This window comes from Citrobacter sp. Ct235, assembly GCF_030332305.1.
Classification (GTDB): domain Bacteria; phylum Pseudomonadota; class Gammaproteobacteria; order Enterobacterales; family Enterobacteriaceae; genus Citrobacter_A; species Citrobacter_A telavivensis.
In genome coordinates, this window is the sequence record NZ_JAOWIC010000039.1 from 335,592 (window position 1) to 347,558 (window position 11,967).

At 48.9% G+C, this 11,967-nt stretch carries 11 protein-coding genes and 1 pseudogene; 6 read left to right on the forward strand and 6 right to left on the reverse strand.

Annotated features, from left to right (window positions below; translation table 11 throughout):
* Nucleotides 1–31: 31 nt before the first annotated feature.
* The 4 genes from OGY35_RS06005 to OGY35_RS06020 all read right to left on the reverse strand — a co-directional run bounded on the left by OGY35_RS06005 (nucleotide 32) and on the right by OGY35_RS06020 (nucleotide 3,809).
* Nucleotides 32–913 (reverse strand): amidohydrolase family protein, encoded by an 882-nt coding sequence (locus tag OGY35_RS06005; protein ID WP_152406144.1) that lies wholly within the window; start codon nucleotides 911–913, stop codon nucleotides 32–34.
* Between the two features lie 26 nt (nucleotides 914–939).
* The gene (locus OGY35_RS06010; protein ID WP_152406145.1) at nucleotides 940–1,665 is read right to left on the reverse strand and encodes a PIG-L deacetylase family protein; all 726 of its coding nucleotides are present in this window, start codon (nucleotides 1,663–1,665) and stop codon (nucleotides 940–942) included.
* Nucleotides 1,666–1,693: 28 nt separating this feature from the next.
* Nucleotides 1,694–2,749, reverse strand: a complete 1,056-nt coding sequence (locus OGY35_RS06015) for a 4-oxalomesaconate tautomerase (RefSeq protein ID WP_152406146.1) — start codon at nucleotides 2,747–2,749, stop codon at nucleotides 1,694–1,696.
* A 160-nt stretch (nucleotides 2,750–2,909) separates the two neighbouring features.
* The gene (locus OGY35_RS06020; protein WP_178826919.1) at nucleotides 2,910–3,809 is read right to left on the reverse strand and encodes a LysR family transcriptional regulator; all 900 of its coding nucleotides are present in this window, start codon (nucleotides 3,807–3,809) and stop codon (nucleotides 2,910–2,912) included.
* Nucleotides 3,810–4,131: 322 nt separating this feature from the next.
* Between OGY35_RS06020 and OGY35_RS06025 the strand changes: the two genes are divergently transcribed.
* Genes OGY35_RS06025 through OGY35_RS06035 form a run of 3 tightly spaced genes read left to right on the forward strand, consistent with a single transcriptional unit; the run spans nucleotide 4,132 to nucleotide 7,519 of the window.
* On the forward strand, nucleotides 4,132–5,142 hold the full coding sequence (locus tag OGY35_RS06025) for a LacI family DNA-binding transcriptional regulator (RefSeq protein ID WP_286631682.1): 1,011 nt from the start codon (nucleotides 4,132–4,134) through the stop codon (nucleotides 5,140–5,142).
* 13 nt (nucleotides 5,143–5,155) lie between these two features.
* Nucleotides 5,156–6,283: a mandelate racemase/muconate lactonizing enzyme family protein gene (locus OGY35_RS06030; protein ID WP_286631683.1), complete on the forward strand. Its 1,128-nt coding sequence runs from the start codon at nucleotides 5,156–5,158 to the stop codon at nucleotides 6,281–6,283.
* A gap of 12 nt (nucleotides 6,284–6,295) precedes the next feature.
* Entirely contained in the window at nucleotides 6,296–7,519 is a 1,224-nt protein-coding gene (locus OGY35_RS06035; RefSeq protein ID WP_152406150.1) for an MFS transporter, read from the forward strand.
* A gap of 98 nt (nucleotides 7,520–7,617) precedes the next feature.
* Here OGY35_RS06035 and loiP read toward each other — a convergent pair whose 3' ends face one another.
* On the reverse strand, nucleotides 7,618–8,376 hold the full coding sequence (gene loiP / locus OGY35_RS06040) for a metalloprotease LoiP (protein WP_286631684.1): 759 nt from the start codon (nucleotides 8,374–8,376) through the stop codon (nucleotides 7,618–7,620).
* Between the two features lie 293 nt (nucleotides 8,377–8,669).
* Between loiP and OGY35_RS06045 the strand changes: the two are divergent.
* A pseudogene (locus OGY35_RS06045) lies at nucleotides 8,670–8,960 on the forward strand (transposase); the annotation flags it as partial.
* 643 nt (nucleotides 8,961–9,603) lie between these two features.
* Here OGY35_RS06045 and OGY35_RS06050 read toward each other — a convergent pair.
* A complete protein-coding gene (locus tag OGY35_RS06050; RefSeq protein ID WP_286631685.1) occupies nucleotides 9,604–10,266 on the reverse strand; it encodes a winged helix-turn-helix transcriptional regulator in 663 nt (220 codons plus the stop codon).
* A 403-nt stretch (nucleotides 10,267–10,669) separates the two neighbouring features.
* On the opposite strand from OGY35_RS06050, the gene OGY35_RS06055 reads away from it, so the two are divergent.
* A complete protein-coding gene (locus OGY35_RS06055; RefSeq protein ID WP_286631687.1) occupies nucleotides 10,670–11,200 on the forward strand; it encodes a fimbrial protein in 531 nt (176 codons plus the stop codon).
* 62 nt (nucleotides 11,201–11,262) lie between these two features.
* Nucleotides 11,263–11,940 carry a fimbrial biogenesis chaperone gene (locus OGY35_RS06060; protein ID WP_286631689.1) on the forward strand — a complete coding sequence of 226 codons (678 nt, stop codon included), beginning with the start codon at nucleotides 11,263–11,265 and terminating at the stop codon, nucleotides 11,938–11,940.
* Nucleotides 11,941–11,967: the final 27 nt, after the last annotated feature.

The window sequence follows — 11,967 nt, forward strand, 5'->3', positions numbered from 1 at the left end:
CGTATAAAAAGTCACACGCCTCTGGTCGAGCTTATGCCTCAACAGGCGTAAAACCATAGATACGGACGGGGTTTTCGACGAGCAGTTTGCGGCGCATGTGCTCATCCTCACAGAAATCCAGCATCAGATTGACCAGTTCACCGTCGTTAGGCATGTCGTTACTGATATTGGGATGTGGCCAGTCGGTTCCCCACAACACCCGATCCGGGGCGGTTTCAATCAATGCGCGGGCAAAAGGAATGGCATCATTGAACGGTCGAATGCCAGCAGAAATACGCTCCGAGCCGCTGACTTTAACCCATGCAAACGGATTGTCTCGCATGAGGTGCAGTAACTGCTGGAAGGGTTTTTGCTCAAGACCTGACGCGGTTTTCGCGCGGCCCATGTGATCGATAATGAACGGAATATCAATTTTGCTAATCACGTCGGAATAGGTAACGATATCCTGCGCGTCCAGATGCAGCACGACATGCCAGCCAAGGTCTTTAACACGGTGCAGAACCGAGAAAAAACGAGGGAGATCGGGTGCGCCGCCAAGGTGTTGAACGAAGTTAAAACGAACCCCTCGCACCCCACCAGTATGGAGCCGCTCCAGTTCGGCATCACTTTCATCGCCATTGACCATGGCAACGCCGAGATAACGTCCTTTGCTTCGGGCGATAGCATCCAACATCGCGCGGTTATCAGTACCATGGCAGCTGGCCTGGACAATCACGGCCCGGCTGATACCCAGCCAGTCATGCAGCGCCATCAGCTTTTCAAACGGCGCATCTTCCGGGGTGTATTTCCGGTTTGGCCCGTAGGGGAAGATGCTACCAGGACCAAAAACATGGCAATGCGCGTCACACGCACCGGGCGGTAATATCGCCCTCGGTTTAATCGGGTTGGGATCGGGTGATTTGCAGCTTTTCATGGGGCCTCCTTGGGCATTATTTTTCATCAAGAAAACTGGGCGGTAACCTGCGGGAAAATGCGCTGATAACCTTCGGCGTATTTAATTTTCAAATCTGAATTTCTCGACGCCTGCACGCCGCGCTGCAACGCGACTCGGGTGTAGTACTCCCAGAGATGTTCCTGCGCCGCCATGGACTCCATCGCTTCACGCTTGGTTTGCCAGACGTCGCTGATATCCAACAGCACTTCTGGCTTCCATTCACATTGCTCGGGTTGATGAGGTTCAAACAGAAAGACGGGCGGTGCGCCAATCACGGGCTTTTCAGGATGGTGGCCGTGCGCCTGGGCGACGATACGCGCTTCCTGAGCGATATGCGTCGCCATTGGGTGGTCGAAGTTGTAGGGATCTTTCAACGAATGCGTCAGCACAAACTCAGGTTTGAGTTCACGATACAAATCAGCGAGGGCAAACAGAACGTCATCATTGACTCGCATGGGATAGTCACCGACATCCATAAAATGGATCGTTCTGGCCCCCAGGATCCCAGCAGCCTTCCGCGCTTCCTTCTCCCTTTCCTGTTTTACAGTGGTCATCTCCATGCCTGGCTGACGCCAGAGTTTGGCGGATTCACCACGTTCACCAAACGACAGGCAAACAATATGCATGTCCCAGCCACGAGCGGCATATAGCGCAATGGCACCACCCGCACGCCAGACAAAATCAGCGGAGTGAGCGCTGACGACCAACGCGGTTTTAGGTTGCGTATTCATATTTCTTCCTTCTGTGAGAGCTAACAAATCAAGGAACGAGCACGTCGCCACGCATGATCAACCGTGCCGTTCGCATCAATGCGGCCTGCGCCACAGAGCCATCCTCATTCAGGTGCAGATACACCGTTAATTCGCCGGAAGGATGCTCGATGGACAGGCGTTGTTCAGTGCCACCGGAAAGTTGTGATACGGCGTGAGCGACGGAACCCGGCATAACGGCAGCGGTAGCAACGGTGACGGCACCGAGGACGCCAATGGCGGCATGGCAGGTATGAGGGATGAAGGTTCTGGTGCAGAGCGCGCCGCCAGATTGCGCTCTGGCAACCATGCTGATTTTCGGCACCGACTTATTGGCTAAATCAGTGATACCCATCAGCTTGCCGGCTTTCAAACGCAGGTTTTCAATACGCGCCGCCAGCGCGCTATCCGCATTAAGCCGATCTTTCGTTTCATAACCGGTTATCCCCATATCGCTGGCAGCAACAATAATGACCGGCATGCCGTTATCGATGCAGGTCACCCGGATGCCATCAATGACATCGCACAGTTGACCCGTGGGGAGTAAGGCGCCGCAGACCGAACCTTCCGTATCAAGAAAATTCTGCAACACCGGGGCGGAGGTTCCGGGAACACCGTCAATACTGACGTCCCCTTCATAACAAGGATGTCCACCGGGCGTTTGTAGGGTCACTTCAGCGATCATGTTGGTATTGAGTGTACGGATACGCAGCACCGTTTGATCGCCCTGCGCGGCAATCAGCCCCGCCTCCAGCGCCGCCGGCCCTGCCGCGGCCAACATGTTTCCGCAATTGGGCGTGGTATCCACACGCCGTTCGTTGATGGCGACCTGGGCAAACAAAAAGTTGATATCAGCCTCTGCATCGGGGGCCAGCGAGATAATGCCAACTTTACTCGTCAGCGTCGTGGCACCGCCAAGACCATCAATTTGTCTTTCATCAGGAGAGCCCATCACTGACAGAATTAAACGATCGCGTTCGGCAATCTCCTCCGGCAGATCTTTCGCCAGGAAAAACGGTCCTCTTGATGTGCCACCGCGCATAAACCAGCAGGGTAATGTCTTCATGATCTTCTCGCTTCGTCATAACCATCAGGTCTGTGAGGACTAAGCTAACAACGAAGATGGCTATGAAAAAGATGCAAACGGTTATAGCTGAATTGCATTTTTTGCATAGAAGTCGGGAAGCATGACCTCGTGATGACCACCAATGTCGGCAAGAAAAGATTCAGGATAATCGCTGACTGATAATCCGTTGCTGGAGAAGCAGTTCCATCGTCCGCTGGGCGAGAGAAGAGAAATGATGCTGGTTCGATGTGGCCAGGATGACCCGGTTCAGGATAGGGGGCGTAATGGGAACAGCCGTTAATCCTTCAGGGCGGTAATCAACTTCCAGTGAATTCGCGGGTAATACCGCGTACCCAAATCCTCTGGACACCAGTCCCAGCATTGAGGGAACCGTGTCAATCTCCAGGACGACATTCAGACTGACATCATGACGGGCGCATTCTATTTCGACCAGATTGCGCAGCATTTGCTGTCGGTTAGGGATAATAAGGGGATAGGTGCTGAGTTCACGCAGTGGAATATTCTTGTTGCTGGCAACAGGCGAATGACTCGGCGCAATAAGACATAATTTTTCAGTCCAGAGATGCTGATATTTCAGGCTGCGTTCAGGAGAGGGGTTATAAAGTATTGCAATATCCAGTTCCCCCAAAATTAACCGTTTTTGCAGCCAGTACGTCAGGTTTTCGGTAATCGCCAGGGAACAGTCAGGAAATTCAGCAAGAAAATCGGTGACCAGACCCACGGTTAAGAGTTTCCCCAGTGTAGGAGGCATGCCAACCGTCACTTTGCCCTGGTATATACCATCACCGGTACTCAACGCCTGCTCGGCGATTTCAACCTGCCGCAGAATACCTTTGCCGTGCTCCAACAGTTGCCGGCCTTCGGCGGTCAGCGTCACGCCACGACCGTTACGTTTAAGCAAGGTTTTCCCCAGTTCCAGTTCTAACTGACGTACCTGTCGGCTAACCATCGACTGAGATTGATCCAGTGTCTGGGCCGCTTGGCTGAAACTGCTTTGCTCCGCTACCCGGATAAAACTGCGTAATTTCTTTAAATCCACACATCCCTCCTGCGCCGTGTCATGTCATTCTGAAAAGAAAACAGAGAATTAAAGCGACAAAGGTAATCCAGGCAATCGACTAACATACCTCTGGGCGGAGGTTACGCCGCTAAAAAAATCAGGATTCTCCGACGTACCAGGCCGTCCTCTTGCTCTCTGATGGCACCATGATCCCAAACGTGAAGCCGTCATCATGTGATCTATCACTGATACTGATGATCCTCCTTCTTTTGATAACCATTACACGATCTGCGATCAAAATCACAGACGATCCTTCATCTGCCTGTATATTTAGGTAATCGATTACCTAAAATTAAACACAATGAAAAAGAAACTACTAATTAAAGATGTTGCAAACATGGCGGGTGTATCAACGGCAACAATCTCCCGTTTTCTTAATGGGAAATATCAGTCTATGAGCGAAACCACCCGCCAGAAGATTGCCAGTACGATCGAAAGCATTGGTTACCAACCCAATAACATTGCCAGGTCGTTACGTCGTCAGGAAAGTAAAACTATCGCCGTTATTATGGCAGATATTTTTAACCCGTACTCTATGGATGTATTACGCGGCATTGAGGAATATTGCTCGCAGGAAGGATACAAAATATTTATTTGCGATGCGAAAAACTCAGGAGTCAGAGAACGTAACTACATTGAAGAGATGGTTAACCGGGGAGTGGATGGGTTTATCCTCAACACTACCGGCGAAAACGATCTTTTTATTAAGGGCATTTCTTTAGAACACCCTGTCGTATTAATCGGCAGAAAGATAAAAAACAGCAACATCAGCAGTGTCGCGGCAGATAACGCCCAGGGTGTTAAGCTTGCCCTTGAACATCTGCTGAATACTCATTGCAGTCGTGTCAGTTATTTAACACCAACACCAGGGAATGTCTCACCACGTATTGAAAGAGTTGACACTTTCGAACGTTTTGCCACATTAAGCGCTTATTCGCATATTGCCTTTGAATGCATCCAGTTCGATGTCGTCGATCGCGAACACGTGACAAAAGCACTGGAAACGTTGACTCCTCGTTCCTCACCAAACCACACCATCATCACTGGGAACGGGTTGCTGTCATTGTATGTGGTGCAGGCGGCTAAAGCGCTAAGTAAGCGGATCCCGGAGGATTTCTCGCTGATCGGTTTTGACGAGACCGAATGGTCGGAGATCCTCAAAAACCCGCTGACTGTCGTGGCGCAACCAACCTATGACATTGGCTGTAGTGCAGCGAAAAAAATAATCACCACGCTCAGAAAAGAAAATGAAAGCAATGAAGAAAGGATCACTCTCTTGCCATTTTCACTGATTGTCAGAGAAACCGCCTGACGGATGAGAGGATATGATGAAAATTAGATCAATCAATACCCGGGTAATTACTGACGAGTTGCCAGAGAAATTTGGCATGTCGCAATGGTTCTGGAATAAACGAGCAATATGCATCGTTGAAATAGAAACCGATGAAGGTATCACCGGCTGGGGCGAATGCTTTGGCCCGGCACAGGCGAATGCCGCGTTGATTAACGAGCTATTCGCTCCGCTATTAAAAGGCAAAAACCCGCTACAGCGCCGGGTAATATGGGAAGAGATGTACAATCGCACGCGGGAATTTGGCAGAAAAGGCATTGCCATTACCGCATTATCAGGAATTGATATTGCACTGTGGGATATTTTTGGCAAAGCCACCGGTAAACCCATTGCTGAACTGCTGGGTGCCGATCTTGAAACACCCATTACCGCTTACGCTTCCAGCTTTTATTATTCGCCCACGGATGATTTCCGGCAAATTGCAATAGACGCCAGAAGCGGCCTGGATGAAGGCTATCAACATTTTAAAATGAAAGTCGGCGCCCTGACGCTGCCAGAAGATATTAAGCGCGTTGCACGCGTGCGCGAACTCATTGGCCCTGACGTTACGCTCGCCGTGGATGCTAACCGTGCTTATACCACTCATGAAGCGCTGAAATTCGCCCAGGCGATTGAACAATATGACATTAGCTGGTTTGAAGAGCCGATCTTGCCCGACGATACGGCGGCATATCACCAACTTAAACAACAGTTCCCGATAAAACTCGCGGCTGGGGAATCGGAATTCACCCGTTTCGGTTTCCGTCGTTTCCTTGAGGCCGATTGCGTAGATATCGCGCAACCTGACGTCGCCGCCTGCGGCGGTATCAGCGAAATCCTTAATATCGCCGCCCTTTCCACCGCCTATGGTGTTGAGTGCTATCCGCATCAGTGGGGATCAGGCATCTCGCTCGCAGCCACGCTGCACGTGATGGCGGCGCTACCCGCCGCAGTACCACGGATGGCAAAAGAGCCGGCACGGCTGGAGCTCGATCGCGCACCCAATATTTTCCGTGACAAGTTAACCGATCTGGATATTGGTCCAGTCATGACCGTGCCTGATAAACCAGGGCTGGGTATCGAGATCGATCCTGACATGCTTGACCATTACGCGCTGAAATAAAAGGTAGAGAAAATGTTTAAATCAAAATGGTTCAGAATTGGCGTCACGCTGATGGTAGGGCTATTTGTTGCCTACCTTGATCGTTCAAACCTCTCTATCGCACTGCCGGGCATGGAGAAAGAACTCGGCATTGATGGCGCAGCCACAAAGAGTCTCGCATTAACGGGGTTTCTGATTGGCTATGCGCTGGCTAACTTTTTTGGCGGCTTTCTGGCGAACCGTCTGAATCCCAAAATTACCATTGTCACCATGGTGTTCCTGTGGTCGGTAGTTCAGATTATGACCGCCTGGATCAGCTCAGCAGCGCTACTGATTGCATTCCGAATTATTCTGGGTATTGCCGAAGGCATTTACTGGCCACAGCAGTTTCGCTTCGCCAGGGCCTGGTTTAATAAAGATGAAATCACGCGCGGCACAAACCTGATCCAGTTTTACGGTCAATTTCTGGCGCTGAGTCTGGGCTTTATCATTCTGACCCCGATCTTCGATCACCTCGGCTGGAAATGGGTGTTTTACATTACTGGCGGCATGGGTGTCTTTATTGTGGTGCCAATGTTCCTCGCATTCCTGAAAAACAGCCCGGACAAGGCTTCAGCTCCAGACGAACCAGCGGAAGAACCGGAACCCGCTGGGGGTAAAATAAGCTTCAGCGATCTCGGCGGTGCACCGTTCCTGCTGCTGGTGTTCAGCTATTTTGCTAATGGCATGCTGTTCTGGGGGATCACACTGTTTATTCCAATGGCAGTGTTGTCACTGGGTTTCAGCGGATTTTCACAAGGTGTAGCAAGCGCGTTACCTTATTTTCTGGCGATTCTGCTGGCAATCCCGGTGTCGTGGTACAGCGATAAAACGCAAAAACGCGGGCTCATTGCGGCCTGCGGGCTTGGCTCAGCAGGGCTGTTTTTAATCGCGTTGCCATTTATCGACAGTCCGTTCGGCAAACTGGCGCTGATCACCTTAGCCATCGCCTGGTTCACCAGTTGCTACACCACCAATATCTGGTCAATTATCACTTCCAGCGTGAAGAAATCAGCGGTGGGACCAGCGGCAGGGGTCATAAACGGTGTGGGAGCAGGTCTCGGGGGAACGACAGCCGGGTTTGTTGTACAGTATCTGCAATCCTGGAGCGGATCGTATGTGCCAGGGTTCACGGTACTTGGCGTTGTCGCAATCCTGGGCGGGCTCAGCGTTTACACCTACAGCCGGATTATGGCGGCGCGTCCGGTTATCGCATAATGGTAGAAACATAAAGCGGCAGTCGTGACACCACGACTGCCGCTTATTTCTTTTCAGAACGCCCCGGATTCACGACGTTCTCTGCAAAAAACGCGGGATTATTTATCTGCAGCGATGCGGTCGCGGATATTCTGCGCACGTTCCTCTGAAGGTGGATGCGAATCAAACAGTGATGCTTCATGACCTGCAGACAACTTCGCCAGTTTTTCAAAACTGGTGACCAGTCCCACTGGATTGATATTTCGTTTTTTCAACAAATCGTATGCAAAGTTATCAGACTCAGTTTCCTGACTGCGCGAGAAGGCTGAATTAACGATCCCTTCCGTCACATCGCCAAGTTGAGATTTCGATAATGCTGCAGCAGCACCGCCAGAAGCTGAAATGGCATCACGAGCCGCGACGGTAGAATAAGCAGTCTGCATAGCTTTGCGGGAATGTCCGAGAGCCACGTGACCGAGTTCGTGACCCAGCACCGCTTTGATTTCGTCATCAGTCATCATATCCATCAAACCGCTGTACACACGTACACAGCCATTGGCCATCGCCCATGCGTTGACATCTTTGACCATATAAACTTTGTAATTGACTGGCGTGTTATTAATACTGTGTCCCAGCGAGTTGGCTATTTTGACCAGTCGCTTGTTATAAGGGCTAGAAGCGGGAGCAACAGCGTTTTGACTATCCATTTCCTGGCAAGCCGCGTCAGCCAATGCTTTTGCATCTGCATCGCTGAGCGTCGCCGCTTTATATGCAGTCATACCAGCAGAGGTCAACTGGTTGATATCCATATTTTTGCAACCAATAAGCAGAGTCGCTGTCGAGATCGCCAGTGCTAACATGATTTTGTTTTTATTCATATTGTAAAATCTCATCCAATGAAATTGTAATACCTGAAGCCATCCACTCAGGTATAATATTCAGGCTTCAGGAGTGAAGCTGCATAATATTATTAACGCTATTCATCTACGTGACCATAAACCCCTAAGAATTTTCCAAAAATCACGCCAATGAAGAATATCACTCTTGATTTTGAGTTTAAATCTGCCCCGCTTATTTTCAGACTTTTACGCTTAAATCTCTCTCCTGAAAATAGTGTCTGGTTAAACGGCAGCATCCGGTCTTTTCCCCCTTTATCGGGAGGCTATTCGCCATGGAAAAGAACCGTTATACCGAAGAACAGACAGCTTTCGCACTGAAACAGACCGAAACCGACACCCGCGTCGGGAAGTCAGCAGAAAGATGGGGATTTCTGAGGCCACTTTTTATAACCAGGAAAAGAAATTAGCTGGTCTGGGCCTGACGTAACTGCGTCGTCTGCAGCAGATTGAGGATGAAAACCAGTGGTTAAAGAAACTGGTTGCTAATCTGGATTTGGATAAGGAGATGTTGCTGGAGGTATTGAAGCAAAATTCTGAGGCCGGTTCAGAAGCGCCAGGCGGTGCATCACCTGGATCTTTTCGACATCCTGACGGCACATTTCACCTCGCCACGAGTCGGCTAACACGAGGAATAATGCGAAAGGGATTACGTTCTTTCCGGTTTCAATCCCCTGGAAATGTAGTAGTAAACCATAATTGAGACAACCCAAGTCATTACCCTTTCTCTTTTTCTGGCCCGTAATAAATAATGGACGCCTTCATTGTACCTGTTGCTTTTTGGCTATCAGTTGCGCTATCACTTCAATGACTCAGTATTACTGTATTTTTCCGCCCTCTTGCATCAGATCCGAAAAAAGTTAAATTCGGATCTGTGCATATCGACTTAAAAAGTTTTTTGTTTGACGCTCTAACCAGAAATGATTTGAGAACACGCCAGGCTGAATGGAAAGAGAATATATGATTGCTGCCGGTTGCCGGTAACTCGCCATTATTGATCACTTAGCAGAAGATTACAGCACTAACCTGCATACCAGGGTGTCGACGAGGAAGTAAATTAATTAATGCTATCCCAGGCCGGAGCGCATTAGCCAGAAGTGTGAATAACCTGACAAAGGTAAAATGAACGAGGGAGATTATCCTGTAGATGTATATAGCACATATTTAAAGCTCATAATGAATTTCTTCCCTCCCTCGCAACAGGTATATCTAATACTTTTTCGGTAAATGCTTGATTGTCACTAGCACCCCTCGGTTAAGCTCAATGTATCCAGCGTCGCGCAAATCCGCCAGGATCCGCATAATGCCGCTACGTGACAGATACGTCCGGCCTTTTATGTAATTTGCTGCTGTAATGCTGCTGCGGATCTGGTCTGGTTCGGACATTAGCTCCTGCAACTGAAATCGGATAATTTCATAAGAAGACATCTGCGAGATAAGCGTACAGTGTTCATAAACCCTCGAAACGGTGTAAAGTAGAAATTTACACATACTTTCCCAGAGCAGATTTCTTTCTATAAGTAAATTAAACCTTTCCAGTGGAAGTTGGCTTATCAAGGCGTTTTCCGTCACACGCACATATAAATTTTCTGACTGGGAAAAAGGATTGCTGACACCGAGAATAAAGGTCGCGTTTTCGGAGTTAAGAATCATCCCATCACCTCTGCGATTCAGTGTCACGCCCCCCTGATGCAGCAAATAACATGTGCGCTTGTTACCTGTATAAAAACGAAGAATTTCTCCTCTTGCGCACTTGAATGACGTTGCAAATGGCGATATTTGCTCAATGATTTTATCTATCTCAGCTTCCGGTTTTATGGCTTGTGTAGATGGTGCCAGGGGAAGTGTGGCTATAGTGATTTTAGTATTCATTACCTTAACTCCAGACTTACCTTTATCGTCACGCTTCTGCCACAATTATCAATCCGAACATGTACTAAATAAATATTTAATAGGTACAAAAATAGACTGAATAATTAACAAGACCACAACACATCCATTTGTTCAAAGCTTGATGATTTAATGCGTGTTAATTATCTGTTAAGTATGGAGTCTAAAGCTAGAATAAAAACAATTTGAGTTTGAATAAATAGTTTTATAAATTGCACTCAGGCAACCAAGCAAATAAAGCAAAGCAAGCAAGTAAATAGCTTTGTGTTCTGCCTGCTGTAAAATAGAAATGAAATGACTGGCGTAAAATATATGGTTGTAAGGCCATCTGGATGCTGCTGTCTGAATTTCAGAAATTAATAGTGTTACTAAGGATATTTAATTTATGAAAAAAAATATTATCGCGACTGCTGTCGCTGTTACCGCTGTTCTGTCTGTGTCTAACGCATTCGCAATTTCCGGCACCGTGAACTTCAACGGCGAAATTCTGGATGCAGCATGCACCGTTGACGTGGGTTCTCAGAACCAGACCGTTGAGCTGGGCAGATATAACAAGTCTGAATTTACTACTGCTGGCAACAAGACTGCAGCAACGAAATTCGATATCGTTCTCAAAAACTGCCCGACTACAGTGACCTCTGCGTCCGTCCGCTTCGACGGTACCCCTGACGCGATGAATTCCACTCTGCTGGCTGTCGATAGTTCTGTTGCCGGGGCTGCTACGGGGGTTGCTATCCATCTGATGACCGCTGACAAGGCTGACCTGCCGCTGCACGGTTCTAACGGTTACCGCTATACCCTGACCAGCACCGCAGACAACATCCTGGACTTCTACGCGCAGTACCAGTCTACAGTTGCTGCAGTCACTGCCGGTCCGGCAAACTCGGTAGCTAACTTCTCCGTGGTCTACAACTGATTCCCCTGCTGGAAAAGTAACGGGGGCCGGCAGTCCGGCCCCTTTTTTAATCGAGGTATAAAATGCACTTTCTGAGTAAAACTTTAATTGCCTGTGCGATTCTTTCCGCTGGTATTTCAGGGGCCAATGCCGGAGTGGTTATTGGCGGGACTCGCGTAATTTATGACGGCAATAAAAAAGAATCCTCTGTTAGCGTCAATAACCCGGACACAACGCCGTATTTAATTCAGTCGTGGGTGGAAACGCAAAATGGGGGGGCTGAGAAAGCTCCTTTTATTATTACTCCGCCCTTATATCGTCTGGATAAAGATCAGCAGAACGTGGAGCGTATTGTATTAGCCGGTTCAGTTGCACAGGATAAAGAGTCGCTCTACTGGCTGAATATCAAAGCCATTCCGGCAGCTTCGCGCAAAGACAATACCCTGCAAATTGCGGTGAAAACCCGTATCAAACTGATATACCGTCCGGCGGCGCTGAAGGGCGTTATTCCGGAAGAGCTGGCAGATAAATTAACCTGGCAGCGCAGCGGAAATCAGATCCAGGTGACCAACCCCACCAGTGTGGTGATGAACTTCAACGAAATTAACGTCAACGGTAAAAAGCTGGAAAACGTGACCTACGTTTTGCCGGGTTCAACTGCACGCTTTGATTTGCCGAATGGTGTTAACGGCGGGGCGGTGACCTTCAAAATAATTAACGACTACGGCGGCATTGGAAACGTTCATAACGCCACGCTGTAAACCGCCCCGGGGAAAGGACACCTGTTT

Coding starts and splice junctions, on each gene's coding strand:
- OGY35_RS06015 (WP_152406146.1), bottom strand. CDS start 2,749: ATGAAGACATTACCCTGCTGGTTTATGCGCGGTGGCACATCAAGAGGA.
- OGY35_RS06005 (WP_152406144.1), bottom strand. CDS start 913: ATGAAAAGCTGCAAATCACCCGATCCCAACCCGATTAAACCGAGGGCG.
- OGY35_RS06030 (WP_286631683.1), top strand. CDS start 5,156: ATGATGAAAATTAGATCAATCAATACCCGGGTAATTACTGACGAGTTG.
- OGY35_RS06025 (WP_286631682.1), top strand. CDS start 4,132: ATGAAAAAGAAACTACTAATTAAAGATGTTGCAAACATGGCGGGTGTA.
- OGY35_RS06060 (WP_286631689.1), top strand. CDS start 11,263: ATGCACTTTCTGAGTAAAACTTTAATTGCCTGTGCGATTCTTTCCGCT.
- OGY35_RS06055 (WP_286631687.1), top strand. CDS start 10,670: ATGAAAAAAAATATTATCGCGACTGCTGTCGCTGTTACCGCTGTTCTG.
- loiP (WP_286631684.1), bottom strand. CDS start 8,376: ATGAATAAAAACAAAATCATGTTAGCACTGGCGATCTCGACAGCGACT.
- OGY35_RS06050 (WP_286631685.1), bottom strand. CDS start 10,266: ATGAATACTAAAATCACTATAGCCACACTTCCCCTGGCACCATCTACA.
- OGY35_RS06035 (WP_152406150.1), top strand. CDS start 6,296: ATGTTTAAATCAAAATGGTTCAGAATTGGCGTCACGCTGATGGTAGGG.
- OGY35_RS06010 (WP_152406145.1), bottom strand. CDS start 1,665: ATGAATACGCAACCTAAAACCGCGTTGGTCGTCAGCGCTCACTCCGCT.